The sequence below is a fragment of the Mesorhizobium sp. WSM4821 genome (assembly GCF_055901555.1).
Window position 1 is genome coordinate 5,367,823 of sequence record NZ_CM148371.1, and the last position, 25,753, is coordinate 5,393,575.

Sequence of the window (25,753 nt, forward strand, 5' to 3'; positions counted from 1 at the left end):
GGATGACGAACCATGGGCGCAACGCGAGCACCGGGCCGCGAGGGATCGCCGCCCTTGCCGAAAGGGTGAACGCCGCCCTGCGCACGATTGCCACACCGTCGCTGACGCAGCTTGTCCTGCGCTGCGCGCTCGCGGTCCCGTTCTGGCGGTCCGGCATCAACAAATGGGACGGCTTTCTGCAGTTGAACGACGTCGCCGTGCTGCTTTTCAGCTCGGAGTTCAAGCTGCATCTGCCCGGCGGGCCTTACGCTTTTCCCGCACCTGGGCTGGTGGCGTTCGCCTCAGGGTCGGCGGAGATCCTGCTGCCAATTCTCCTGGTTCTCGGCCTGGCGACGCGACTGGCGGCATTCGGGATGCTCCTGATGACGCTGGTCATACAACTCACCGTGCCGGACGGCTGGCCGCTCCACTTCACCTGGGCGGCGATGGCGCTTGGCATCATGGCGTGGGGACCCGGCCGGATTGCGCTCGATCACTGGATCGGCAGCGACAAGGGCTGACGTGTTTCCTCGCCTCCGGCGGTGACGCGAAGCCTCAATTTGGTTTCGGCACGGCCTGCTTCCAGCGGCTTGCGGCCTCGTCGTCGGCCTCCTTGGCGTCGACCCAGCCGCCTTGCGAGCCGTCGGCATGGTGTTCCTTCTTCCAAAACGGCGCGCGCGATTTCAGGTAGTCCATCAGGAAGTTCGCCGCCTCGAACGCCGCCCGCCGGTGCGCGGAGGCCGCGATCACCAGCACGATGTTCTCGCCGGGCGCGATCCTGCCATGGCGATGGATGGCGGTGAGGCCCTGCAGCGGCCAACGGGCGACCGCTTCGGCGGCGATGCGGCCGATCTCGGCTTCCGCCATGCCGGGATAATGTTCGAGTTCGAGTGCTGCGAGTCTGCCCGCCTCGTCGCGACAGAGGCCCGAGAACGTCACCACGGCGCCGATGTCGGCGCGGCCCTGCGTCATCCTGGCGATCTCGGCGGCGACATCGAAATCCTCCGCCTGGATGCGCACGACAGGCACCACCGCGCCGGGCATTTCAGCCACCCGTCATCGGCGGGAATAGCGCAATCTCGCGGGCGCCGGCGATCTTTGCGCGATGCTCGACATGTTCCTGGTCGATGGCGACGCGGATCACATCGGGATATTGCAGCGCATGCTCGTATTCCTCGCCGCGCGATTTTAGCCAGCGCAGCAGGTCGGCCACGGTCTCGATGCCGGCGGGCAGCTCGACCTCCTCTTGCGGCTTGCCGATCCGCTCGCGCACCCAGGCGAAATAGATGAGCCGCGTCGACATGCTACTCGTCCATGATGTGCTTGAGGCCGGCGCGGAAATAGTCGTAACCGGTGTAGAGCGTCACCAAGGCGGCGATCCACAACAGCACCAGCCCGGTCTGCGTGGTCAGCGGGAATATCTTGTCGCCGGCGGGGCCCGCGAGCAGGAAGGCGATTGCGACCATCTGGATGGTGGTCTTCCACTTTGCCAGTTGCGTCACCGGCACCGAGACCTTCAGCGCCGCCAGATATTCGCGCAGGCCCGAAACCAGGATTTCGCGGCACAGGATGATGATCGCCGCCCACAGCGACCAGCCGGCGATGCCGGCATGGCGATCGGTGTCGGCGGCGAGCAGCAGCAGGCACGTGGCGACCAGCAGTTTGTCGGCGATCGGGTCGAGCATCTTGCCGATGTTGGAGGTCTGCTGCCAGGCGCGGGCCAGATAGCCGTCGAAATAATCGGTGATCGAGGCGAGTAGGAAAATGACCAGCGCCGACCAGCGGGCGAAGTCGCTCGACTTCAGATGTCCTTCGAGAAAAAAACACAGCACAACCAGCGGCACCGCGAGAATACGGGCGTAGGTGAGCATGTTGGGCAGGTTGAACGCGCGCTGGGCCATATTTTTGGGAACTCTCTCTGCCTGCGTACTCAAATCAGAAGCGAATGTGGGGGGTCAACAGGCGATAGTCGATGGACCAACCGAAAATAGCCGAATCATCAGCTCTCGTGAAAATGGTTGTAGACGAGTTTCGCCACCTGCTCGGAAATGCCGCCGACCTTGACCAAATCCTCGATCGCGGCGCGGCTGACCGCCTTGGCGGTGCCAAAATGCATGAGCAGCGCGCGCTTGCGACCCGGGCCGATGCCGCTGATCTCGTCGAGCGGGCTCTTGATCATCTCCTTCTTGCGGCGGGCGCGGTGCGATCCGATGGCGAAGCGGTGGACCTCGTCACGCAGCCGCTGGACGAAATAGAGCACCGGATCGCGAACGGGGAGCGAAAAGGAGTCCCTGCCCCTCACGAAGAAGCGTTCGCGGCCGGCGTCACGGTCCTGGCCCTTGGCGATGCCGATGGCCTCCACGCGGCCCTCGATGCCGAGATCGGCGAGGATTTTGCGCACCGCCGTCATCTGGCCCTGGCCGCCGTCGATGAGGATGACGTCTGGCCAGGCCGGGAAGCTGCCGGTGTCCTCGATATCGTCGCCCTGTTCGGCCAGGGTCGTGCCGTCTGCCGCATCTCCACTTTGCGGCACGTCGCCATGTTCCTTCAGCAGCCGCGAAAAACGCCGCTCCATCACCTCGCGCATCATGCCGAAATCGTCTCCCGGCGTGATCTCGGTCGAGCGGATGTTGAATTTGCGGTACTGATTCTTCACGAAACCTTCCGGCCCGGCGACAACCATGGCGCCGACGGCGTTCGTGCCCATGATGTGCGAGTTGTCGTATACCTCGATGCGCACCGGCGGCTTGTTCAGGCCGAAGGTCTCGGCAAAGCCGGCGAGCAGCCGCCCTTGCGTCGAGGTCTCGGCCAGCCGGCGGCCGAGCGCCTCGCGGGCATTCTGAAGTGCGTTGTCGGTCAGATCCTTCTTCTCGCCGCGCTGCGGCACCGAGATCGACACCTTGCGGCCGGCGCGGGTGGAGAGAGCCTCCGCCAGCAATTCCTGATCCTCGACGCCATGCGACAACAGGATGGCGCGCGGCGTCGGCTTGTCGTCATAGAACTGCGCCAGGAACGAGCCCAGCACTTCCGATCCCTCCAGCGCCGGATCGGCCTTGGGGAAATAGGCGCGGTTGCCCCAGTTCTGGCCGGTGCGGAAAAAGAACACCTGGATGCAGACCTGGCCGCCTTCCTGATGGATGGCGAAGACATCGGCCTCGTCGACGGTCTGCGGGTTGATGCCCTGGTGGCTCTGCACATGCGACAGAGCCGCCAGCCGGTCGCGATAGATCGCGGCCCGCTCGAAATCGAGGTTTTCCGATGCCTGCTGCATGGCGGCGGAGATTTCCGTTTTCACCTTCTGGCTGCGGCCGGACAGGAAGTCCTTGGCCTCGGCGACCAGTTCGGCATAATCGCCATGCGAGATTTCGCCGGTGCATGGGGCCGCGCAGCGCTTGATCTGGAACAGCAGGCAGGGCCGGGTGCGGTTCTCGTAGAAGGAGTTGGTGCAGCTCCTGAGCAGGAATGCACGCTGCAGCGAATTGATGGTGCGGCCGACGGCGCCGGCCGAGGCGAAGGGACCGAAATAGTCGCCCTTGCGCGACCGCGCGCCGCGATGCTTGTAGATGCCGGGCGAGACATGGTCGCCGGTCAGCAGAATATAGGGGAACGACTTGTCGTCCCGCATCAGAACATTGAATCGCGGCCGCAGGCGCTTGATAAGGTTGGCTTCCAGCAGCAGCGCTTCGATCTCGGTGCGGGTGACGACGAACTCCATCGTCGCCGTTTCGCGCACCATGCGGCCGATGCGGCTGGTGTGGAAACGGCCTTGCGCGTAGTTGGTCACGCGCTTCTTCAGGCTGCGCGCCTTGCCGACATAGAGCACGTCGCCGGCGGCATTCATCATGCGGTAGACGCCGGGCGCGTTGGGCAGCCGCTTGACCAGCGTCTGGATGACCTCGGCGCCAACCATGCCGTCGGCATCGCCGGCATGCGGCGTCCAGTCGATAGCCGTGAAGGCGACGTCCGGGCCACTGGGACTAAGAACTGAAGATTCGACGATCTCCTCCGCCGCCTCGTCCTCGAGGTCGACATCGGGGGGCAGGTCGTCGGCGGCGCCGCCTCGTTTGTGTTTCTGGTCCATGGAACTCATTCCACCATGCCTGTCACATCCGGCGTCTGCCATGCAAGGTGCTGGCCGCCGTCGAGCGCGATCATCTGGCCGGTGATCGAGCGCGCTCCCCAGAGATAGCGGATGGTGGCGCCGAATTCAGGCAATTCCGGGCCGCGCTTCAGGATCAGGCCGTCGACCTGCGCGGCAAAATCGCTGTCGTCCTGGCGCGCGCTCTTCAGCGTCGGCCCTGGACCGATGGCGTTGACGCGAATGCGGGGTCCCAGAGCCTGCGCCATCATCTGGGTCTGCGTCCACAATGTCGATTTCGACAGCGCATAAGAGAAATAGCGCGGCGTCGGGCGCCAGACGCGCTGGTCGATCATATTGACGATCAAGCCTTCCCGGCCTTCCGGCAGCGCGCGGGCGAATTCTTGCGCCAAAAGTGCCGGCGCCTTCACATGGACGGCGAAGTGATGGTCCCAGGCGAGCCAGTCGAAGTCCTGAACCGTGTCGTCCACGAACAGCGAGGCGTTGTTGACCAGCAGTGTAACGGGTCCGAGCGCGGCCTGGGCCTGGCCGACCAGGTCGCCGACCGTGGCCATGTCGGTCAGGTCGGCGGCGACCACGGCGGCGCGGCCATCCTTGCCAAAATAGCCGCCGTTGATCCGCACGGCCAACGCTTCCGCCTCGGCCCGCGAGCGGTTGCAATGGATGGCGACGGCAAAACCGTTCGCGGCAAGATCCTCGACGATCGCCTTGCCAATCCGCTTTCCCCCGCCCGTCACCAACGCCGTTCCAGCGGCCTTGCTCATCATGTCAATCCTCAATGGGCCTCGATTCCAGCCGCCGGCAAAATATGGCCGGCCAAGCGTTAAATGCCGTTCGCACGTTGGGCAGCATTGTGGCAAAGCGGCCGGATCGGTCTTTCGACGCTGGCCGGGACTCGGCCTGCCAGACCGCAATATAGGGCGCTGGACCCCTTGCTCCAAGCGATGTTCAGCGCGGCATGGCAAAGCCTCCTGACACCATCTGTTGCGCAGATGCAACGTCAAGGTTCGGCCTCATTCGTGCCAGGGAATGACCCAAGTTCAGGTTCGCTTCAGCCGCATTTTGACACGACATTTGGAACCGTTGAGCGCCAGACCCGTTTATCCCCCCGGCGGGTTGAGGGTGCTCGTGAAAAAGCAAGCCTGTGCCTGTGGCTTAAGGAGTAAAGAACAATGCAAGCCAATCTTAAATTTGCGCGACCGCTGGCGGTGGCGTTCGGGCTCTTCGCCCTCGGCGGAACCGCCTATGCTGCTGACGTGATCCAGGAAGAGCCGCCGGCACCTGCCCCGATCGCCGAACTTCCAGTGGCGTCCTGGGCCGGCCCCTATGCCGGTGTGAGCGTCGGCTACGGCTTCAGCGGCCATGCCGATGCCGAGGATATCGGCGTAGACGTCAGCACCGATGGATTCGTCGGCGGCCTCTTCGGCGGCTACCAGTGGCAGCAGGAGAACTTCGTGTACGGTGCTGAAGCCGATATCGGCTATAGCGGCATCGAGGGTGACGATGGTGACATCGAGGCCAAGGGCGGCGTCGAAGGCTCGCTGCGCGCCCGCCTCGGCTACGCCGTCACCCCGGAGATCCTGCTCTACGGCACCGCCGGCGGCGCGCTGAAGAACCAGGAGATGGAAGACCATTTGGCTGGTACCAGCGACAGCAACACCATGCTCGGCTGGACGGCCGGCGTCGGCACCGACATCAAGATCACCGACAATGTGTTCGGCCGTGTTGAATATCGTTACACCGACTTCGGCGACGAAGACTTCGGCAATATTGGCAAGGTCAAGTCCACCGACAACCGCGTCACCTTCGGCGTCGGTATGAAGTTCTAATTCGTCCAAGCCACGACACGAAAAAGCCGGGCCTCGCGCCCGGCTTTTTTTTGCGACCCCTTCCCGGGCCTGGCTGCGTCAACCAGCTCACGCCGGAACGCAGGGCTTCAGCTCCGGAAACTTCTCGTCGAAGCGCGCTGCCCAACGGACCAGCCGGCTGCGGCCCTTTTCCCATTTTCCGGCAAATCGCAGTGAGAGATAGCCAAGGCAAGCGCGCAGCGCCAGCTGGCCGGCGGTGACCTTCTTCGGCAGTTTTGGCGGATTGGCGTTGAGCATATCGAGCGCACCGGTGATCTTCGCCCACTGCCGGTCGAGCCACGGCTGGTAGACCATGTCTTCGGGGCGTGTACGCCGCTCATAGACCATCGACAGCGCGCAGTCGCAGATGCCGTCGGCCAGCGCCTCCAGCACTTCGGCCTCGAGGCGCTTGTCGGGATTGCGCGGAAACAGCGTGTTCTTCGACATGCGGTTGAGATGCTGGGTAATGGCACGGCTGTCGTGAATCGTGCGGCCGTCATCGAGCACCAGAACCGGGATCTTGCCGAGCGGATTGGCCCCGATCAGCTCGGCCGGCTTGTCTTCGGTTTTTACCGGCACGAGATCGACGGCGATGCCGGCATAAAGCGCAGCCATACGCACCTTGGAACTGTAGGGGGACGTTGAAGCGTAGAGCAGTCTGGGCATGATCGGGTTCCTGTTTGCCGACTATAGCGCCGCGCGTCCACTTGGACGTACAAAGGACGTTGCAGCACTCTGATCTTTGACGCGCGGCACTGTTGACTGGGCATGCCAGCATGATCAACAGCCACAAGCGGAAAAACCAGGCGCCACGGAGAACGGCTGTTTCCTCCGCGATCTTGAGGCGAATGAGCGGTACGGCGTTGCAGCCGCAAGAGAATCCGAACAGGCCGGACAGATGCAAACCTGATCAAACGCCGGCCTTGCGCCGAGGATTTCCTTCCAGGCACAAAGTAATATCCCACCGGACCTCGCCGTAACGGCGAAGTCCTGGGAGCTGCGAAAAGCTGTCTTCCCTCCGCCTCTGTTCTTGCCCGAGCACCGACCCTGAGGGCGAAGCATCCTGCCTCGACCGTTTTCGGCACTGTCCTCCGCGAGCGACGAAGACGCGATTACTTCTTGGCCTTCGCCTTTGCGGGCGCTGCCTTCGGCTTGGCCGCCGGCGCTGCTTTCTTCACTGCTGCAGAAGACTTCGCTGCCGCCGCCTTCGCTGCCGGTGCAGCCTTCTTTGCCGGTGCGGCTTTGGCCTTGGCAGGTGCTGCTTTCTTCGCTGCCGGCTTCGCCGCGGCCTTTGCAGCCGGCTTCTTGGCGGGTGCTGCTTTCGCCTTGCCGGGCGCAGCCTTGGCAGGTGCCGCCTTGGCCGGTGCCGCTTTCTTCACTGCCGGTTTTGCCGCGGCTTTCGCGGCCGGCTTCTTTGCCGGCGCTTTTGCCTTGGCCGCAGCGGCCTTCGGCTTGGCAGCAGATGCTGCCTTCTTCACAGCGGTCACTTTTGCTGGCGCTGCTTTTGCCTTGGCCACGGCGGCCTTGGGCTTGGCGGCAGGTGCCGCTTTCTTCACGGCGGTTGCGACCTTTGCCGCCGCCGCTTTTACCGGTGCCTTCTTTGCCGGTGCCTTTTTTGCCGGTGACTTGGATGCCGGCGCTTTGGATGACTGTTTAGCCATATCATGCCCCTTCCGTTGTGCCGACGGCCGTTAGTGGCCCGGCGTGCAATGCATATCTGACTCGCGCTTGTCTAGCCAGCGAAGCATCAGCATGAATTTTGCAGTTTAAGTTTTGGTTACAGCGATCGCGCGACCATGCTGCCGCCGCAAAAATCGACCGCGAATCTTCGCTCCTCGCGGCAAAGTTCTGACACGAGAATTCTGCGCACTCTATCTCGGCCGGTCTTCTCGTCAAGCTCAGGACTTTTTCGAGCGGCTCTGCGCTTCAACGCCCAATGCTCGTCGCGAAGATCAGCAAGAGCTGAGGCGTCTCCCAGTTCATCTTGTCCAGCACAACGAACTGCAGGCGAAGGCGAAAGCAATCGGATGAGCGCACCGCTGCACATCTTGCGCGAAGCGACGAACATGAGCTGATAGCTCGCATTTATGAAAAACAGGATATCGGCTCGACAGGCCCGGTCGAGCCGGCATCGCGAATCGAAAAAATCTTCGGCCCATCAGGCGCCGAGCGGCTCGTGCCGCATCTGCAGTCGGCGAGAAGGCTCGGCCCGGTGGAGATGGACGGCGAACGTATCCCATGGCGGGGTGATGGAGATCTGCGCCAGCATGCGCCCGACTTCACCACGATGATAGCTGCCGTGCAGAACGACGTGGGTCAGGATTTCCTGTCGTAACATCAATGCCTTATCCCCATCGGTGAAGACGAATGCGACGGGCTCGGGAAAGCAGCTGCGACGAAAAGGTTTCCAGATAGTCGAGGTACCAGCGATCGGTCGCCGTGACCGCCGTGCGTAATTCGCCGAGCGCCGGCGTCTCCTCGGTGTTGTCGGCGGAGTAGCCGTGACTTGCGCCAAGCAGGTGCGCCGAGAAAATCCGTGACACCACATGGCAGTGATTGACGAGCCGTATTGCGGCGTGCCGTTCCTTGTCGTGCACGCGCACGTCGAGGCTCGCGAGCTTCTCCAGCAGTTCGCCATTGGCCCAGGCCTGATAGGCAAAGAGGTCGCGAAGCAAGGAGAGAGCGCTGATAGTCGATGTCCTTCTTTTGAAAATGTGAGTATACTGCTTACATTTTCACGGGATGGGCGGGCGTGTCTACTCGCATTGCAAAATCGCGTCCGCGCATGCGCAAGCTGCCACGCCAGGCGCGCTCGATCGCGACAGTCGAAGCAATCATCGAAGCCGGTGCTCATATTCTGAGCGAGCTTGGGTGGGCCGGCTTCACCACCAACAAGGTGGCCGAGGCGGCCGGCGTCAGCATCGGCTCGCTCTATCAGTATTTCCCCGACAAGCTCGCATTGATCGAGGCGATCCGGCGCCGCCACTTCGATCACGTGCTGTCGGTCATCAGCGAAGCGGCAGCGGAGGAAAAGCCGCTCAAGCGATTCGCGCGCGAGCTGGTGCGCGGCATGATCGCGGCGCACAGCATCCACCCGAAGCTGCACCAGGTGCTGCTCGACGAGGCGCCGGGCGATCGCGGCTCGCGGGCCGCCCATGCCGCGTTCCAGTCGCGCTATCTCGACAACTACGCAGCCGCCGTGGCGCAGTATCGCAGACGCAGGAAAGACACCGAGACGGTCGCACGCGTGCTTTCCTCCGCGGTCGAGGGCGTGATCCACAATGCGGCTCGGCGAGGCATGCTGGAGGCACCAGAGTTGCAGAAACAACTGGTCGAGCTGATCTGCGCCTACCTGTCAGGCGTCAAATCGGTGTGAAGCTAGACGTCATGTTCCAGGGCTGAGATCGGTGGCCCGCCCTTTCGTGCGATTAAGAGACGAGGGTTGCTTCTCTATTCGGCGTGTTGAAGTCAAGCGCTTGTCGAGCTTTCCGCTTCGCCGGTGCAACGTCTTTCGCGGGGTCATGCTTCTCTGCGGGATCGGCGCTCGGCCGTCGCCTTGATGGGGATCAGAAGAATGAGGCGGAACAATCTCGGAAGCGTCCTGATCGTTTTGATGCGACCGGTACTGCAACCCTCGCGAACTCACCTCATTCATCGTCCCGCGAAGGACGCTCTTTCCACCCGGCTGGTGGAACCTTATGGGGTGATCCTTGTCACGCTCGCTCTGCGCTCATGTTTTCATCTCCGTGTTTGGCCGTCCCCGACCTGGTTTCGGCTCGGCCGGCGCGCGCAGTGGTCGGTCAAGGGTGGCCGAAGGTCAGCGCGCCGCGACTTGCCCTTGACGGGCCCACTGCGCGCGCCGGCAGGCTGCAATGGTCGGGCGCACAATCAGGCGGCCTTCGGCATGATGTCTTGTCGCGTCCAACGAAACTCTGTGCCGTCGCGCCACATGCGATGCATGATCACCGCCAGCCGGCGAGCCAATGCGACAATGGCCCTCTGTCGGCCGCGCCGCCTAGCGACATTCATCGCCCACGCCCTCAGCCACGACCATTTCGTCACGCGCGTTAGCAGGGTCTGCGCGGCTTCGTAAAGCAGCGTTCGCATCATGCCATCGCCGCAGCGGGAGATCCGGCCGATGCGGCGGCTTTCGCCCGACTCATGGAGCACCGGCGTCAGCCCCAAGATCTGTCCGACCGCCTTGGAGTTGCGGAAGCGGGCCGGAATGTCGATGGTCGCGGTATAGGCCAGCGCCACCACCGGACCGACGCCCGGTATCGTCGTCAGCCGCCGGCAGACCTCGTTATCCTGGACGATCGCCAGAAGCTTGCGGTGAAGCGCGGCAAAATTCTCGCGCAGCTTGCTGCGCGCCTCGAGCAGCGGCTCGACGATTTCGGCCAGATCGGGCATCCCTTCGGTGAGCTCGCGGATGCGGGGCTCGAACTTGACGGCGCCGACCATCCCAACCTTGAGACCGAAGTTGCGCAACAGCCCGCGGATGTCGTTTTCGATGGCGATCGCCTTATCCTGCAAGAGTTTGCGCGCCATCAGCAGGGCCCGGCGCTTCTGGCTCGTCAGCGTCTTGACATGGACCGGGCGGAACAGGTTGACCCGCATCATCTGGGCAATGCCACGGGCGTCAATGCGGTCGGATTTGTTCGGCTGCGCCTCCAGGAAGGCCTTGGTGTGGCGGGTCTCGATGCAGATCACCGGCAGGCCGGCTTCGGCCAGGCCGCTGAACAGCCATTGCGACAGCGGCCCGGCCTCGAGGCCGATCCGCTCAAAGGTCCAGGCAGGATCCGAGAGCACCCGCACAAGATCCTCGGGATGGCTCGGCACCTTCATCTCCCGGCAGATCTTGCCTGTTTCGTCGACAATGCAAATTGCGGTCTCTTTTACGGAGACATCCAATCCGGCATAATGTTTCATGCTGCGCTTCTCCTTCTGATGCTTGTGGCTGTTCCAACAGACCCACGTCTTAACCATCAGCTCGAAGCGCAGCACCTTCAACCTATCCACCATGCATTGTCGCCCGAAGATGAGGCTCAAGCCGAATACCCCATCTCGGATGGGCCGAGCCGATCCTCACGCACGGAGGGCGAGCCATGGGAGAGTATAGCGAAGCGTTTGTCGCGTTTGATGTAGCCAAGAAGAAGCACGCGGTGGCGATCGCGGAGGGCGGCCGCACCGGCGAGGTCCGGTTTGTCGGCGAGGTCGAAAATAGTCCTGCAGCGATAGAGCGGACGATCAAGAAGCTGGGAAAGAAGTATGATCGACTGCACGTCTGCTTCGAGGCCGGGCCGACGGGTTACGGGTTGTGCCGGCAGGTTCGCGATCTTGGTCACGACTGCATGGTGGTTGCGCCGGCCCTGATCCCGAAGCGGTCGGGCGAGCGGATCAAGACGAACCGACGGGACGCGGTCACGCTGGCGCGGCTGCATCGGGCGGGCGAGCTGACTGGAGTATGGGTGCCGGACGTCGTCCATGAGGCTGTCCGCGATCTGGTTCGGGCTCGGGAAACTGCAGGCGACGATCTGCGCCGTAAACGCCAGCAACTGCTCTCCTTCCTTCTGCGCCATGGCCGGATCTACGAGGGCGGCGGTCATTGGACATTGGCGCACCGGCGCTGGCTTGCCCGCCAGAGCTTCGAGCATATGGCGCAGCAGATTGTCTTCCAGGAGAAGATCGACGCGATCGAGGACGCCGCTCAGCGGCTACGCCGCCTGGACGAGCAGTTGCGCACCATCGTGCCGACCTGGTCCATGGCACGGGTCGTCGAGGCCTATCAGGCGATGCGCGGCGCCTCGTTCCTGGTCGCAGTGATCTTCGCGGCAGAGATCGGGGATGTGCGCCGCTTCGATACGCCGCCGCAGTTGATGGCCTTCCTCGGCCTGGTTCCGGGAGAGCGCTCGACTGGCGATACGGTCCGCCGGTCGAGCCTTACGCTCGCCGGCAATCGACGCGCCCGCCGCGCCTTTGTCGAAGCGGCTTGGACTTACCGCTACCCCGCCAGAGTCAGCGAAGCGCTGAGGCTCCGGCTCGAGGGTCTGCCGAAGGCTGTCCGCGACATCGCCTGGAAGGCGCAAATCAGGCTCTGCACTCGCTATCGCCGCCTGAACGCCGCCGGCAAGAAGCCACCGGTGGTCGTGGCCGCGATCGCACGCGAGATGGCCGCCTTCTTGTGGGCTATCGGTCGGGAGGTCGCACCGTCATAGACAGGTCTCGACCCGACCCGCTGCACAGCGTTGGGGGTGGGGCCACGGTGGGGAACTCCCGTCGCTAGTTATGTGGCCGAGCCAACCCGCTCGACGCCCGCCCTCTAGACAGAGGACAGCCCCGAGACGAAGACACGGAAGGCGGTATCCAACCCGCGGATGAGAGTCTGATCAACCGTCGTCTCTGAGCTCCACCCCCAGCCCTGTGCAGCTTCAGCCGATCCAACTGCTTCGCCCACGCCGAGCAGACCATCCGTCTTGTGCTCAGCCTTGACAGGGAACATGAGAGACTAGCTGAGAGCGCAGGAGTCCACTTGGCTGCAAAATGCTCTAGCGTAGGACGCGACAGCGGCCGTTGTAGACCATCCAACGGTCGAAGCCCGAGACGCAGAACTCGACATTGTCGCCGATCGAGGCAAAGCCCTGCCCCTCCTCGATCAGATACCAGATGGTGCGGGCGTTGCCGTCGGACAGGCTGACGGTGGCGCCGCAATAACGGCGGCCGATCGGCCAGGTGTCGTTGGCCGGGAAATAGCGATGCTGGTGGATGCGCTGGAAATCGGTGATCTCTACATCGGGCAGATTCGGCACGTGGTGCACCTGGTAGGAGAAGCGGCTGGTGATCTTGTTCAGCACCCAGGCTTCGCCGCAAACGCCGCTGTCTTCGTCGGAATAGACGGCAAGGTCGGCCGCCTTTGCTGCCTGGGTGACAGCGAGGGATGTGCCGAGCGGCGTGCAAAGGGCGATCAGTGCGGCAAGGGCGGATTGGGCGAAGCGAGTCATGGCAGCCTCTTATGGTCGATTGCGCGCACTGTGCGGATTCGCTCGCGCGCGGTCAAGCGGTTGTAGAGACGATGGTTTCCTAGTTTGAAATTGCTTGGACCAAGGCAGGCACGTGGACACCTCCGCCGCCCTATGCCGCCAGCCACTCCAGCGTCCAGTGCGATGGCTTTTCAACGACAAGCAATTTGTGCAGGGCCGGCAGCAGCCTCCGCAACTCACCTTCCAGCGTGAACGGCGGATTGACCACCACCATGCCGCTGCCGTCAAGGCTGGGTTCGGCCGATGGCGGCCTGATCTCGAAGCCGATGTCGAGCAGCTTCGGGACGCCTGACTGCACCAGCGCCTTCCTGAAGGCAGCGACCGCCTTGCGGTCCTTGACCGGATACCACAACGCATAGATGCCGCCCTGCCAGCGCTTGTGCGCCTTGCGCAGCCCGTCGACGAGGCGGTCGAACTCGCCCTGCTCCTCGAATGGCGGATCGACCAGCACGAGACCGCGCTTTTCCTTCGGCGGCAGATGTGCGCCGAGCGCCAGCCAGCCGTCGAGCTCGATCACCCGAGTCTGGAAATCGCCTTGGAACAGCGTCCTCAGCTTCCCGGCATCCTGGCGATGCAACTCAATTGCCGACAGCCGATCCTGCTTGCGCATGAGATGACGCACGATCAGCGGCGAGCCCGGATATTTTTTCACGCCGCCTTGGGGATTGAGCGAACGCACGGCTTCCAGATAGGGCGCCAGAAGTGCTGCCGCCGGCGGGTCGAGCGCGGCATCGACCAGCCGGCCGATGCCACCTCGCCATTCGCCGGTCTTTTGCGCTTCAGTCGACGACAGGTCGTAGCGGCCAATGCCGGCATGGGTGTCGATGACGCGAAACGCCTTGTCCTTCTGTTTCAGATATTCGACGAGCCGGCTCAGCACGACATGCTTGACGACATCGGCAAAGTTTCCGGCGTGATAGGCGTGACGGTAGTTCACGACTTAATTCGAGCCCCTGCCCCAACGCGGCGGTGGCGGCTGCGAATTCGGATCCTGCGGCCGCCGGCCGCCGAAACGCAAAGCCAAAACCAGCCCGACCAGGCCAACCACCATCAGCGAGAAGCCAACCGGCTGCGCACGGCTGTCGATCTCGCCGACGCCGGAGCGCAGGACAAGATCCACCGCCCGCATCTCGATGCCTTCGGCGTCGCCGGGGCCGACGGTGAAGATGTAGGGGCCGGCATTGACCGACGGGATCAGGCCTGCCTCGTCGCGAAAGATCTTGTCGGGCAGTTGCGGGCTGACCTGGCGCGGATTCTCGGAATGGATGAACTGCAGCGTCGAGGCGAGCACCGTCCTGCCGCCGGTGGCGGCGGTCAGCGTCAGCACGGTGCGCTGTTGCGAGACGACGATGCGTTCGGCCCTGGTGGTGAGGTCGACCAGTACCCGCACCGGCGCGTCGCGGCCGGCCAGCGGCACCGTCACCGGCTTGAACCGGCCCTGCTCGTAGACCCGCCAGGTGCCGATCTCATGGCCGGAGAAATTGGTCATCGCCCAGGGATAGACGACACCGATGCCGATGCCAGCGAGCAGGATCAGGAGAAACAGAAAGCGCATGCGCACAACTACCTAGCATTAGCGCCGTCGCTGGCGCGTTCCACCTCGTCCAAGAACGTGTCGAGGCCGGGAGGGTATGTCGTATCGAATTCGGCGGCGCCAAGATAGACAATAGCATCGGACCCAAAGGGGGAACCGGATGGCCGAAAGGAGGGTCAGTTCTTCCCCTGCTGAAGGTTCGACCTCAATGCGCGTTTTCCAGTCTCATCGAACAAATGCAGATGTTGCGGCGGGAAAGCCACCGTAACAGTCGGGCCGGCCGTCAGCGCGGCCCGGTCGAGCGTGAAGACGTTGAATGGCAGGCCATGCAGGCCGAGATGCAGGATGATACCGAAGCCGGTCGGCTCGATCAGGTCGACCGTCGCCCCCAGGCTGCCCTCCGATGCCGGCGACATCTCGACATGCTCCGGCCGGATGCCGAGCGTCACTGCCGCGCCTTCCTCGAGTTGATAGGCTGACGAAAGCGCAATCAACGTTCCATCTGGCAGTCGCGCGCCCGCCGTGCCTGCGCTGACCTCGTAGCGTGCCGACAGAAAATTCATGGCCGGCGATCCGATGAAGCCGGCGACGAACAGGTTGGCCGGGCGGTCGTAAAGCTCCAGCGGGCTGCCGACCTGCTGCACCACCCCCTCATGCATTGCGACGATCCGGTCGGCCAGCGTCATCGCCTCGATCTGGTCGTGGGTGACATAGATCGATGTCGCGCCGAGATCACGGTGCAGCTTCTTGATCTCCGCCCGCATCTGCTCGCGCAAGCGAGCGTCAAGATTGGACAACGGCTCGTCGAACAGGAATGCCTTGGGTTGTCGCACGATCGCGCGGCCCATCGCCACGCGCTGGCGCTGGCCGCCCGACAGTGCCTTCGGCCGCCGCGCGAGCAGCGGCTGCAGTTCAAGCTTCCTGGCAGCATTGCCGACAGCGGCTGCGATCTTCTCGCGAGCAGCCTTCCGGATCCTCAGGCCGTAGCTCATGTTCTCGGCGACATTCATGTGCGGGTAGAGCGCATAGGACTGAAAAACCATGGCGATGTCGCGGTCCTTGGGTGCCCGCTCATTGACGCGCATGCCGTCGATCCGGATCTCGCCTTCGGTGACCTCCTCGAGCCCGGCGATCATGCGCAGCAGCGTGCTCTTGCCGCAGCCGGACGGACCCACCAGCACCACGAACTCGCCGTTCTCTATCGCCAGATCGACGCCGTGCAGCACGGAGACGATGCCGAAACTCTTGCGAACGTTGCGGATGTCGATCGATGCCATGAAACCTCACTCAGCCCTTGACCGCGCCGGCCGTCAGGCCCTGGACCAGATAGCGCTGGATGAACAGGAAGAAGAGGCAGGCCGGGATCAGAGCCAGCACGCCGGCAGCCATCATCTGTCCGAAATCGACTGAAAACTTCGACACGAAGGTGAGCAGGCCGACCGGAAACGTAGCGGCGCTGTTGCCCGAAATCAGCATCAGCGCGAACAGCAGTTCGCTCCAAGCGGCGGTGAATACAAAACCCAGGGTCGCGGCAATACCCGGCAGCGTCAGCGGCAGGATGATCTGGCGGAACGCCATGAACTGCGTGGCCCCGTCGATCTTGGCCGCCTCCTCCAGCTCCTTGGGAATGCCGTCGAAGAACGACTGCATCAGGAATGTCGCGAAGGGAATGTTGAAGGCCGTGTAGACGACCACCAGCCCGGTCAGGCTGTTGGTCAGCCCGAGCGGCGAAAGCATCCTGAAGATCGGCGCGACCAGCATCACCAACGGAAACATCTGGGTGAGCAGCATCAGTGCGACCAGCCAGTATTTGCCGCGGAAGGCGAAGCGCGACAGCGCATAGCCGGAAAGGGACGCGAGCAACGTCACGATCGCGGCCGTCGCGCCGGCAACGATCATGCTGTTCCTGAAGAAGACCGGGAACGCACTGTGGGCCAGCACGAAGCGGAAATGCTCGAAGCTCATCCGCGACGGCCACATCCGCACGCCCTCGGAATAGAGCAGGTCGTTCGGCGTGACCGACACTTTCAACAGCCAGAACAGCGGGAACATCGCAAAGCCCACGTAGCAGAGGATCGCCAGGCGGTGCAGCGCGGTGCCGAGGATCGAATATCTGTTCATCCGGTCATTCCTCGATCCATCAGGCCCGGTCCATCAGGACTTGCCGCAGCATGACGATCAGCATCGAATAGGCGAGCAGCAGGACGAGCAGCACCAGCGCGATGGCCGAGGCGTAGCCGAAATCAAGCGCCCTGAAAGCCTGCGTGAAGATATAGCTCGCGACGATCTGCGTACGGTCGGCGGGCCCGCCACTGGTCATCACGATGATCAGGTCGGCGAAGTTCGAGATCCAGACGGTGCGCAAAAGCACGGTGATCGCAATGGTCGGCGCAAGGAACGGCAACGTGATCGACGTGAACCGCTTGACCGCGCCGGCGCCGTCGATCGCCGCCGCCTCGTAGAGGTCGCGCGGGATTGCCTGGAGCGCGGCCAGCAGCGTGATGGCGAAGAAGGGAATGCCCCACCAGACGTTGGCGATGATCGGTCCCCACATGGCAAGCTGCGGGTTGGAAAGGATGTTGGCCGGCTCGCTCATGAGGCCGAGCGCATAAAGCCAATGCGGCAGTGGCCCGATGACGGGATTGAGCAACCACGCCCAGTTGAGCCCGGTGAGAAAGGTCGGCACCGCCCAGGGCAGGAACACCAGCGCCTGCGCGATGGCGCGGCCGGCAAACGGCCGGTCGAGCAGCAGCGCCAGGATCAGGCCGAACACGAATTGCAGGAAGACGGACGCACCGGTCCACCACAGCGTGTTGCGCAGCGCCCGATAGAAATTGTCGTCGCCATAAAGGGTGCGAAAATGATCGAGCCCGACATACCCACCGGAGAAGGGGTTTAGCAACTGCACGTCGCGGAAGGCGTAGGACAGGCCAAGCACCAGTGGCGCCAGCATGATGGTGACGATCAGGATCAGCGCCGGCGCGGTGTAAAGATATGGCTCGGCATGGCGCGTGATCCGGCCGATCAGCGACCGGCGGCGCGATTCCGGTAGGCCGGCGGTGGCATCAAAAACCATCAGCTAACGCTTTCATTCCAATTGGCCATCCTTCCAATCGACCACGGACGACACCTGCCGGAGCCACCCGCGATGGGCGGCTCCGATGCTCGCGATCCGTCGTTTCACTTCTTGGCCAGGAATTTCTGCTGCGCCTTGGTCAGATAGCCGGCCCACTGGTTGGCCATTTCCTCAGGCGTGATGTCGCCGAGCAGCGCCTGTTGACTGGTCTTGATGACCATCGAATCCTTGAAGAAGGCGAACTCCTCGAGATAGGTCGGCATGACCGTCGGCACCGCATCCTTGTCCTCGAGTTCGGTGAACCAGCCCTTGAACTGCTCGCTTGCGTAGAAGGGATCCTTTTCGGCCGATTTGTGGACCGGCAGCGCTCCGGTGCGCTTGTTCCACTCGACATTGCCCTCGGGTCCTTCGAGCGTTTCGATCAGCTTCCAGGAGAGGTCCTTGTTCTGGCTGGCCGCCATCATGGACCAACCGGCGTAGCCGATGGTCGGGAACGTCTTGCCGGACGGCCCCTTTGGCATGGTCATGACGCCGTAGTCTTCCGGCTTCATCCGCTCGGCGATTGCGATCAACGCGTCCGGATCCTGATCGAGCATCGCGCAGGTGCCGGTGTAGAAACCGGCGACGATTTCGTTGAAGCCCCAGTTGACGCTGTCCTTCGGCGCCAATCCCTTCTTGTAGAGATCGACGACCCAGGTCAGTCCCTTGACCCAGCCTTCGCTGTTCATGGTCGAGGTGCCGTCGTCGTTGAAGAATTTGTTGGATCCGGCCATGGTTGCGCCGAACATCATCCAGCCGTTCAGCCCGCCCGGCCCGCCGCGCAGGCAGTAGCCATATTTGCCCGGAAGCTTGGAGACTTTCTCCGATGCAGCCACGAACTCGTCCATCGTCTTTGGCGGCTCGGCTACACCAGCCTCCTGGAACAGCTTCTTGTTGTAGAACATCGCCCGGAGATAGAAGCCATAGGGCAACATGTAGGCGGTGTTGTTCACGTCGCGGCCGAGCTCGAGCGCGCGATCGGTGAGGCCCGAAGTGTGCTCCCATTTGGCAAGATAGGGCTCGAGGCTTTCGAGAAGGCCATTGTTGGCATACAGCGAAAGCCACGTGTCCGGCATCTCCATGACGTCGGGGATTTCGCCGGCGGACACCATGGTCGCGAATTTCTGGAACGCCTCACCCCAGGGAAGCGAGATGACCTCGACCTTCGTGCCCGGGTTGGCAGCCTCGAATTTGGAGACGATCGACTTCAGCGTTTCGGTGCGCTCGGGGCTGGTGATCACCTCCACGAGCTTCAGCGTCGTGTCGGCGAGTGCAGTGCCCGACATCAGTACGGTGGCGAATGCGGCGATAAGAAGCTTCTTCATTTTCCGTTCCCTTCTTGTCTGGTTGCTTCAGGTCTTTTCTTCGCAAGCGGCTGTGATCGCCGCTTCCAGGTCTCTCCACAACGCCTCGGTTCCCTCGAGGCCGACATGGAGACGCACGGACCGCGGATGGACGCCGAACGCCAGCGCGGAATTGGGTTGGGCCTTCTGCTGCAGCACGACCTCGCCCGGCACGATGAGGCTTTCATGGCCACCCCACGACACGCCAAGCTTGAACAGCTTGAGGCGGTCGGCAAACGTCCGGATGTCGATGCCGTCGCGGAAGACGAACGAGAACAGGCCAGACGTGCCGGTGAGCCCCGCGGGAAGCCGGTTGGCCAGCCCCGGATGGCAGACTTTTTCGACGATCGGATGGTCCTGCAGGCGTCGTGCGATTTCGAGGCCGGAGGCCTGATGCGCGCGCATGCGGATCGGCAGTGTGCGCAGGCCGCGGATCAGGAGCCAGGCATCGAATGGCGACAGCTTGCCGCCGAGATATGGATAGGCTTCGCCGCGGATCCGGCCGATCAAGTCCTTCGAGCCCGCGACCACGCCGGCCACGACATCGCTGTGGCCACCCAGATACTTGGACGCGGAATGGACCACAATGTCGACGCCGAGCGACAGCGGCCGCTGGAAGACCGGGCTGGCCCAGCTGTTGTCGATGATGGTCGGGATGCCACGGGACTTCGCCAGCGCAGCAAGCGCACCGATGTCATGGGTTTCCATGACCCAGCTGGTCGGGCTTTCCATGTAGAACAGCTTGGCGCCAGGCAGGGCGCCTGCGACGGCCGCTTCATCGCGCCCGTCGACATAGGTCACCTCGATGCGCATGCGCGCGAGCAGCGTCCCGAACAGCCGGAACGCGTCCGGGTAGATATGCCTGACCGCGACAATGCGATCGCCCGGCTCGACGAAGCTCAGCACCGCTGACGAGATGGCGGACATGCCGCTCGCGAAACCGATGGCGTCCTCGGCGCCCTCCAGCTTTGCCAGCATTTCCTCGAACATGCGCACGGTCGGGTTCAGCCCGCGCGTGTAGGTCGGCCGCACTTTTTCGCCGCGATATGTCTCGAGCATCTCGTCGTAGTTCGGGAAGGTGAAGAGCGAGGTCTGCACGATCGGCGGCACGACGGCATCGAAGGCGTTGCCCTCATCATGCGCGGCGATCAGCGATGCCTGGTCGAAAAAATCCGGGCCGTTCATTTCGACATTTCCTCGATATCCTCTTCCACGATCTCGAGGATCTTCAGCGTTCTTCCGCGCGCCAGCTCCGCATCCCTGGCGACGATGGCGTCGAACAGCTCGCGGTGATGCGGGAACGATCGCCGCGCGAAATCCTGGCGGTCGAAAGGATGGTCCCAGAAGCGCTCGAACGCTTCGCGCATCTGGCCCAGGAGCTGCCGGAAAAGCGGGTTGTGCGTGGCGTCGTAGATGGCCAGGTGAAAGGCCAGGTCTTCGGGGCCCGACGTGCCGGTAGCGAGATGGACGCGTTCCATCTCGATGAGCTTCTCTTCGATCGTCCGCAGATCGTCGGCTGTCCGCCGCCGCGCCGCAACCATGCTTGCCTCGGCCTCGATGCCGCGACGCACCTCGAGAGTATGCAAGAGACCGTCGCGCAGCTCCGCCGTATCGAGCGACAGCGGCAAATGGATCGTGCCGGCGGATATCGGCTTGAGCAGATAGGTGCCGCTGCCTTTGCGGGTCTCGGTGACGCCGAGCGCTTCGAAACGCCCCATCGCCTCCCGTATCGTCGAGCGCCCGACGGAAAGCGCGGCCATCAATTCGCGTTCGGTCGGAAGCCGGTCACCGCTTTTCAGCGCGGCGCGTTCGACATAGTCGGCCAGCGCTTCCATGACCTGTTTGCCGCGATCCAGCGGCGGGAGCGTGGCGATTGCCACACGCGTGGCAGGTGCCCCGGGCAGTTCGCCGCGCGTTCGCATGAGTACCTATATCCAAAATTGGTCTGACATCTTAGCAGTTTTGCGCGCGGTCGACCTTTCGTCAAGTAGCGGGGTAGCGCCTTCGTTGAGTTCCTTCGTTCGGAGGGCTTCCAAGGCAAGCCCTGACCCCAAGCGAAAATTCGCTCAGCCTCGGCTGTTCGGAGACGGTCGGCTACAAGCAAAAGGGCAGGAATAACTTGGGAGGTAGATGTCTCTTACACGGTCTATGCATTGATAGGATTTGTCGCTGCCGATTTTCGGCGGGTTGCTGGCGATTGCGATTATGACATCAAGAACGGGAATTACGGACCCTTTGGCGTCCTGGTTCCTTGGCGCGCGAATCGTGCAGTCGATTATCCATCTCGTTTCGACCAGTCCGACAGCGGTTAGTCTCCGCTTCACCGCTTCACCATCCAGATGGCGATAGGCGTCTATTGGTCGTGGAAGCTTATGACCTGAGGACCGTGCGAGCAACCTTTGGCAGGGGGCTCGGCGGCGCATGGTCTGAAGGTGGCGCGAAGGGGACCTCTTGCGACCTGACCTTGGTTTCTGGATGGTTCACAAACCCATGCGAGATTCATAGGAAGGGTCGAGGGTGCCTAGCCAGTTCTTTATCAATACTTCACCATAGGGACAACGGTTCCGGAACCTTTCTGATTGCTGTGGGCTTGTGAGATTCAATGTGAATCCCAGATGAAGGGGCCTCCGATGAAAGTCACAGCAGCAGGCATAGACCGCATCAAGATCGGCAATGCGGACGCGAGCGGCCATGGCGCGCATTTCGTCGTTTGGCTCTATCTTCAGGTCGACGAAGGCGGCACACAGACCGGTCAGGAACTGGTAGTGTCCATTCCGTACGACGCGCAGATGACGTTCGACGATCTCGCTACCCAGGCTTTCGAGAAGGCGCACGCCATGCTTCGCGCCTGCTGCGAGATAGACGAGTCCATGTGGTGGAAGCAGTTCAACCGTAGCCTGGCGCCGCTGCCCGAATGGACGCCCGGCGCGCAGTAGTTGGCAGACGCCCGAACTGGGCATCGCCGCTGCGCTGCGATCCTCTCTTCGGCATCGCGACCCAACTGCTCAGCGAGATGATCCCAGGTTGATGGATGAGCAAGGAAAGGTTTACGCCTTGCGTTCCCAGCGCCGATCTGCTGTCTGCTGCCAGTAGGTGACCGCGTGGCCGGCTTCCTTCATCGTCTTCCAGTGCGTGCGCGCCGCCTCGACCTGGGCCGTATCGTGGCCGTCGAACAGGAACACGGCCCGCTCATAACTACCAAGCTCCGGCGGCACCGCGCCGTCGACCAGGAAGCGGATCTGCGCCTCGTTCAGATTGTCCTGGCCGGTGGTCAAAAGGATCGGCTGTTCGGCCGGATAGGATTCGCGGTCCGTCGCATGCGCCAGGAACGAATCGTCCCTGAAGGTCCACAGATGCTGGTCCAGCGCATCGCGCCGCTCTTCGGTGCCGGTCTGCACCACGGCGCGCCAGCCGCGATCGACACTGCGCTCGAGCAGGCCGGGCAGCGCATCCTCCAGCGTCGATTCGGTCAGGTGGTAGAACAGGACGTCGGCCATGATCGCAGCTTGAAAGGCCTCACCCCTCGTAATTGTCGCGCACCAGCCGGTCGAGCAGCCTGACGCCGAAGCCGGAGCCCCATGACTGGTTGATCTCGCTGGACGGCGCGCCCAGCGCGGTGCCGGCGATGTCGAGATGTGCCCAGGGCGTATCCTTGACGAAGCGCTGCAGGAACTGCGCCGCGATGATCGCGCCGCCGTAGCGGCCGCCGATGTTCTTCATGTCGGCATTTTTCGAATCGATCAGCTTGTCGTATTCGGTGCCGAGCGGCATCCGCCACAGCCGTTCCTGCGTCGCCTGGCCGGCGCTCGTCAGCCTTTCCGCCAATTCGTCATTGTTGGAGAACAGGCCGGCATAGTGCTGACCGAGCGCGACCATGATGGCGCCGGTCAGCGTCGCCAGATTGATCATCAGTTTCGGCTGAAACCGATCGTTGCAATACCACAGCGCATCGGCGAGAACGAGGCGGCCTTCAGCATCGGTGTTGAGCACCTCGATGGTTTGGCCCGACATCGAGGTGACGATGTCGCCGGGGCGCTGCGCATGGCCGTCGACGGAATTTTCCACCAGCCCGATGATGCCGACGACGTTCGCCTTGGCCTTGCGAGCGGCCAGCGCGTGCATCAGCCCGGTCACGGCGGCCGCGCCTCCCATGTCGCCTTTCATATCCTCCATGCCGGAGGCCGTCTTTATCGAATTGCCACCGGTGTCGAACGTGACGCCTTTGCCGACGAAGGCAACCGGGCTGTCCTTGGCCTTGCCGCCGTTCCAGCGCATGACGGCGATGCGGGCGCCACGCGGCGAGCCTTGCGCGACGCCGAGCAACGAGCCCATGCCGAGTTTCTTCATCTCCTTCTCGACCAGGATCTCGACCGTGACGCCAAGCGCTTCCAGTTCGCCGGCGCGGGCGGCGAATTCCACCGGGCCCAGTACATTGGCCGGTTCGTTGACCAGATCGCGCGCCAGGAACACCCCGTCGATCACCGCCACTTCGTCGGCGAAGGCCTTTTTCGCCGACGCCGGATCGGTGGTGTGGATGGTCACCTTGGCCGGCTTCTTGGGCTCGACCTTCTTGCCGTCGCGCTGGCCGTCACTATTGTCCTTTTTCGTCTTGTACTTGTCGAAGACATAGCTGCGCAGAAGGATGCCGGCGGCAAGCTGTGCCGCTTGCCTGCCGCCGACATCAGCACCCGGCAGGTCGAGCACGACGGCCACCTCGGCCGCCTTGCGCAAGGATGCAGCAATGGTACCGCCGAGTTTGAGCCAGGCATGATCATCGAGCCCCGAGACCTTGCCGACACCGACCGCCACCAGCCGGTCGAGCGATGTGCCCTCCGGCGCCAGCACTTCGACCAGGCTGGCGAACTTGCCGGAAAAGTCGGCCACGGGAAACGCCCGCTCCAGGGTCTTTGCGGGATCGCAAGCCTTTGCCGCGTCGCCGAGGCCGCCGTCGTCGGCCGCCAGCACGAAAACACCGCCCTTTTTGGGCGCTGCGAATTTGGCGAAGGCGATCGAAGGTCTCGAAGTCATCATGTCCTGCTTTCGGGAACGGCTTTGGGGGTTTTTGGGAGAGTGCCTTGACGAAACCCGATATTTGGCCGTTTCCGACCGGAAGCACCACCCTATTTTTCAACCTCTGTATAATTGGCCTTTTGGCCGGTTCGCGCCCGTTGCGGATCACCAGATGGGACCGCATTGTCTTTTCGGTCGATGTGCGGCGCCATCACCCTTACCTTTCAGTTTGAGGCGGCCTTTCAGGCGAGGTGGCCTTTCAGTTCGACATGCGTATAACCGTGATCGGCGCGACATTTGGTCGTTTTCCGGCATTTGGCAAGACTTTGCCGGAATCAGACCCCATATGGCGTATGGAATCGAAGGCGATTCGTCGCGGCACGGCCCCGCATTCCTGCCGCAACCTGTTGTTAACCATTGATGTTCGCCCTTTCTTATCCATTGCCGCCGACACTGCGGCCCACCGGGAATGATGCGGGACGGGCCGGATCGACCGCCAAACGGCCGGTTGTACAGGTGTCGCCGGACGACTAACTTGTCTGGAGGCATGATGCCGTTCGGCAAAATCGAGAATAGCCTTCATGAAGGTCGTTGAACGCTACATCATGCGTCGCGCATTGGCGGTCTTCCTGGCTGCGCTCACCTGGACGCTGGCGATCGTATGGACGACGCAGGTGCTCGCCCGCATCGACCTCGTCACCGACAGCGGCCAGTCGGCGCTGACTTTCTTCGAGGTCGCTGCCCTGATCATTCCGTCGATCGTTCCGATCGTCGTGCCTTTCGCCCTGGTGGTCGCGGTCGCTCAGACGCTGAGCGCGATGAATTCCGATTCCGAGCTTGCCGTCTTGAACGCTGCGGGCGCCTCGCGCTGGACCATCGTCAGGCCGATCATGCTCCTGGCGCTGGCGGCCAGCGTTCTTTCATTCGCCGTCGATAACGGCATTGACCCCTATGCACGCCAGAAGAACCGCCAACTGGTGGCGTCGTCGCGTGCCGATCTGTTGTCGCTGATCATCCAGGAAGGCACCTTCCGCAAGGTCGACGACGGCCTTTTCCTGCAGATCGGCGAGCGCCTTCCAGACAACCGCCTCGGAGGCATCTTCGTCGCCGATTCGCGCGAAGAAGGCGTCAACCTCATCTACTACGCCAAGACCGGAGCCATCATTGAAAGCGGCGACGAGAAGGTGCTGATGATGAACGACGGCGTCATCCATCGCGAAACGCTGACAGGCGACCTTTCGGTCATCCGGTTTACCTCCTATGCCTTCGATCTGTCCGCCTTCATGTCGGCCTCATCGGACGTATTGCTTTTGCCGAAGGACCGGACGACCCAGTACCTGCTCAATCCTAGTCCCAACGACAAGATGTTCCAGAGGGCGCCGAACAGGTACCTGGCCGAGCTCAACCAGCGTTTTTCCGAATGGTCCTATTCACTCGTGTTCGCGCTGATCGCGCTTGCGGTAGCGGGAGACGCGCGCTCCCATCGCGAGGCGCGCATTCACCCGCTGATAACGGCCATCGCGCTTGCGCTTTTCGTACGCTGGCTTGGTTTCTTTGCCGCCGGCAAAGCCGACAAGATTCCGCAATACGTCTATATGGTCTACGGCGTTCCGATCGTGGCGTCCGCGGTAGCGACATGGTTCATCGTTTCCAACCGGACCATGGAACTGCCGGTCGCCTGGGCCGACTGGATGACGAATTTCGCAGGCCGCTTCGGCGAGGGCTGGAGCGCCATCAAGCTCCGCTTCGCCAGGCGTGGCGCTTCTGGCCAAGGGGCCGGCTAATGGGC

28 protein-coding genes are annotated in these 25,753 nt (G+C 62.8%); 8 read left to right on the top strand and 20 right to left on the bottom strand.

Annotated features, from left to right (window positions below; all coding sequences use genetic code 11):
- The first annotated feature begins 2 nt into the window (after window positions 1-2).
- Entirely contained in the window at window positions 3-500 is a 498-nt protein-coding gene (locus tag AC0NID_RS26190; protein ID WP_473458363.1) for a DoxX family protein, read from the top strand.
- Window positions 501-534: 34 nt separating this feature from the next.
- Here AC0NID_RS26190 and AC0NID_RS26195 read toward each other — a convergent pair whose 3' ends face one another.
- The 5 genes from AC0NID_RS26195 to AC0NID_RS26215 all read right to left on the bottom strand — a co-directional run bounded on the left by AC0NID_RS26195 (window position 535) and on the right by AC0NID_RS26215 (window position 4,842).
- Window positions 535-1,023, bottom strand: coding sequence for a molybdenum cofactor biosynthesis protein MoaE (locus tag AC0NID_RS26195; RefSeq protein ID WP_473458365.1), 489 nt, complete (start codon window positions 1,021-1,023; stop codon window positions 535-537).
- A 1-nt stretch (window position 1,024) separates the two neighbouring features.
- On the bottom strand, window positions 1,025-1,282 hold the full coding sequence (gene moaD / locus AC0NID_RS26200; RefSeq protein WP_473458367.1) for a molybdopterin converting factor subunit 1: 258 nt from the start codon (window positions 1,280-1,282) through the stop codon (window positions 1,025-1,027).
- Window position 1,283: 1 nt separating this feature from the next.
- Window positions 1,284-1,880: a CDP-diacylglycerol--glycerol-3-phosphate 3-phosphatidyltransferase gene (gene pgsA / locus AC0NID_RS26205; protein WP_145720476.1), complete on the bottom strand. Its 597-nt coding sequence runs from the start codon at window positions 1,878-1,880 to the stop codon at window positions 1,284-1,286.
- Window positions 1,881-1,978: 98 nt separating this feature from the next.
- Entirely contained in the window at window positions 1,979-4,069 is a 2,091-nt protein-coding gene (gene uvrC / locus AC0NID_RS26210; protein WP_473458370.1) for an excinuclease ABC subunit UvrC, read from the bottom strand.
- Complete coding sequence (locus AC0NID_RS26215; protein ID WP_473458372.1) at window positions 4,066-4,842, bottom strand: SDR family oxidoreductase; 777 nt, start codon at window positions 4,840-4,842, stop codon at window positions 4,066-4,068. The genes uvrC and AC0NID_RS26215 overlap by 4 nt, the downstream gene beginning before the upstream one ends.
- Before the next feature lie 408 nt (window positions 4,843-5,250).
- Between AC0NID_RS26215 and AC0NID_RS26220 the strand changes: the two genes are divergently transcribed.
- Window positions 5,251-5,907, top strand: coding sequence for an outer membrane protein (locus AC0NID_RS26220; protein WP_473458374.1), 657 nt, complete (start codon window positions 5,251-5,253; stop codon window positions 5,905-5,907).
- A gap of 87 nt (window positions 5,908-5,994) precedes the next feature.
- On the opposite strand, the gene AC0NID_RS26225 is transcribed toward AC0NID_RS26220, so the two are convergent.
- Entirely contained in the window at window positions 5,995-6,591 is a 597-nt protein-coding gene (locus AC0NID_RS26225; RefSeq protein ID WP_473458376.1) for a glutathione S-transferase family protein, read from the bottom strand.
- Between the two features lie 453 nt (window positions 6,592-7,044).
- Between AC0NID_RS26225 and AC0NID_RS26230 the strand changes: the two genes are divergently transcribed.
- Window positions 7,045-7,620, top strand: a complete 576-nt coding sequence (locus AC0NID_RS26230) for a hypothetical protein (RefSeq protein ID WP_474033337.1) — start codon at window positions 7,045-7,047, stop codon at window positions 7,618-7,620.
- A gap of 463 nt (window positions 7,621-8,083) precedes the next feature.
- Here the strand turns inward: AC0NID_RS26230 and AC0NID_RS26235 are convergent, their stop codons facing one another.
- On the bottom strand, window positions 8,084-8,263 hold the full coding sequence (locus AC0NID_RS26235; RefSeq protein WP_473458382.1) for a DinB family protein: 180 nt from the start codon (window positions 8,261-8,263) through the stop codon (window positions 8,084-8,086).
- A 7-nt stretch (window positions 8,264-8,270) separates the two neighbouring features.
- A complete protein-coding gene (locus AC0NID_RS26240; protein WP_473458384.1) occupies window positions 8,271-8,600 on the bottom strand; it encodes a DinB family protein in 330 nt (109 codons plus the stop codon).
- A gap of 110 nt (window positions 8,601-8,710) precedes the next feature.
- Between AC0NID_RS26240 and AC0NID_RS26245 the strand changes: the two genes are divergently transcribed.
- Entirely contained in the window at window positions 8,711-9,301 is a 591-nt protein-coding gene (locus AC0NID_RS26245; RefSeq protein WP_473458390.1) for a TetR/AcrR family transcriptional regulator, read from the top strand.
- A 512-nt stretch (window positions 9,302-9,813) separates the two neighbouring features.
- Here AC0NID_RS26245 and AC0NID_RS26250 read toward each other — a convergent pair.
- On the bottom strand, window positions 9,814-10,854 hold the full coding sequence (locus tag AC0NID_RS26250; RefSeq protein WP_473457474.1) for an IS110 family RNA-guided transposase: 1,041 nt from the start codon (window positions 10,852-10,854) through the stop codon (window positions 9,814-9,816).
- Between the two features lie 176 nt (window positions 10,855-11,030).
- Between AC0NID_RS26250 and AC0NID_RS26255 the strand changes: the two genes are divergently transcribed.
- A complete protein-coding gene (locus AC0NID_RS26255) occupies window positions 11,031-12,140 on the top strand; it encodes an IS110 family RNA-guided transposase (RefSeq protein WP_474033338.1) in 1,110 nt (369 codons plus the stop codon).
- 330 nt (window positions 12,141-12,470) lie between these two features.
- On the opposite strand, the gene AC0NID_RS26260 is transcribed toward AC0NID_RS26255, so the two are convergent.
- From AC0NID_RS26260 to AC0NID_RS26300, 9 genes are all read right to left on the bottom strand, one after another.
- Complete coding sequence (locus AC0NID_RS26260) at window positions 12,471-12,923, bottom strand: hypothetical protein (RefSeq protein ID WP_145720468.1); 453 nt, start codon at window positions 12,921-12,923, stop codon at window positions 12,471-12,473.
- A gap of 130 nt (window positions 12,924-13,053) precedes the next feature.
- Window positions 13,054-13,899, bottom strand: a complete 846-nt coding sequence (locus AC0NID_RS26265) for a 23S rRNA (adenine(2030)-N(6))-methyltransferase RlmJ (protein ID WP_473457471.1) — start codon at window positions 13,897-13,899, stop codon at window positions 13,054-13,056.
- A gap of 3 nt (window positions 13,900-13,902) precedes the next feature.
- Window positions 13,903-14,517 (bottom strand): hypothetical protein, encoded by a 615-nt coding sequence (locus tag AC0NID_RS26270; protein ID WP_473457469.1) that lies wholly within the window; start codon window positions 14,515-14,517, stop codon window positions 13,903-13,905.
- 155 nt (window positions 14,518-14,672) lie between these two features.
- Complete coding sequence (locus AC0NID_RS26275) at window positions 14,673-15,773, bottom strand: ABC transporter ATP-binding protein (RefSeq protein ID WP_473457467.1); 1,101 nt, start codon at window positions 15,771-15,773, stop codon at window positions 14,673-14,675.
- 10 nt (window positions 15,774-15,783) lie between these two features.
- Window positions 15,784-16,617, bottom strand: a complete 834-nt coding sequence (locus tag AC0NID_RS26280) for a carbohydrate ABC transporter permease (protein WP_473457465.1) — start codon at window positions 16,615-16,617, stop codon at window positions 15,784-15,786.
- A gap of 19 nt (window positions 16,618-16,636) precedes the next feature.
- A complete protein-coding gene (locus AC0NID_RS26285) occupies window positions 16,637-17,572 on the bottom strand; it encodes a carbohydrate ABC transporter permease (RefSeq protein WP_473457463.1) in 936 nt (311 codons plus the stop codon).
- Window positions 17,573-17,676: 104 nt separating this feature from the next.
- On the bottom strand, window positions 17,677-18,936 hold the full coding sequence (locus AC0NID_RS26290) for an ABC transporter substrate-binding protein (RefSeq protein ID WP_473457461.1): 1,260 nt from the start codon (window positions 18,934-18,936) through the stop codon (window positions 17,677-17,679).
- A gap of 27 nt (window positions 18,937-18,963) precedes the next feature.
- Window positions 18,964-20,139, bottom strand: a complete 1,176-nt coding sequence (locus AC0NID_RS26295) for a PLP-dependent transferase (protein ID WP_473457459.1) — start codon at window positions 20,137-20,139, stop codon at window positions 18,964-18,966.
- Complete coding sequence (locus AC0NID_RS26300) at window positions 20,136-20,876, bottom strand: FadR/GntR family transcriptional regulator (RefSeq protein ID WP_473457457.1); 741 nt, start codon at window positions 20,874-20,876, stop codon at window positions 20,136-20,138. Before AC0NID_RS26300 ends, AC0NID_RS26295 begins: the two co-directional genes overlap by 4 nt.
- A gap of 708 nt (window positions 20,877-21,584) precedes the next feature.
- Between AC0NID_RS26300 and AC0NID_RS26305 the strand changes: the two genes are divergently transcribed.
- Window positions 21,585-21,890: a hypothetical protein gene (locus tag AC0NID_RS26305; protein ID WP_473457455.1), complete on the top strand. Its 306-nt coding sequence runs from the start codon at window positions 21,585-21,587 to the stop codon at window positions 21,888-21,890.
- A gap of 111 nt (window positions 21,891-22,001) precedes the next feature.
- On the opposite strand, the gene AC0NID_RS26310 is transcribed toward AC0NID_RS26305, so the two are convergent.
- Window positions 22,002-22,451 carry a DNA polymerase III subunit chi gene (locus AC0NID_RS26310; RefSeq protein ID WP_473457453.1) on the bottom strand — a complete coding sequence of 150 codons (450 nt, stop codon included), beginning with the start codon at window positions 22,449-22,451 and terminating at the stop codon, window positions 22,002-22,004.
- Window positions 22,452-22,470: 19 nt separating this feature from the next.
- Complete coding sequence (locus tag AC0NID_RS26315) at window positions 22,471-23,982, bottom strand: leucyl aminopeptidase (RefSeq protein ID WP_473457451.1); 1,512 nt, start codon at window positions 23,980-23,982, stop codon at window positions 22,471-22,473.
- Between the two features lie 233 nt (window positions 23,983-24,215).
- On the opposite strand from AC0NID_RS26315, the gene AC0NID_RS26320 reads away from it, so the two are divergent.
- Window positions 24,216-24,437, top strand: a complete 222-nt coding sequence (locus tag AC0NID_RS26320) for a hypothetical protein (RefSeq protein WP_473457449.1) — start codon at window positions 24,216-24,218, stop codon at window positions 24,435-24,437.
- 108 nt (window positions 24,438-24,545) lie between these two features.
- Window positions 24,546-25,748 (top strand): LPS export ABC transporter permease LptF, encoded by a 1,203-nt coding sequence (lptF, locus tag AC0NID_RS26325; protein ID WP_473457447.1) that lies wholly within the window; start codon window positions 24,546-24,548, stop codon window positions 25,746-25,748.
- The last annotated feature ends 5 nt before the right edge of the window (window positions 25,749-25,753 follow it).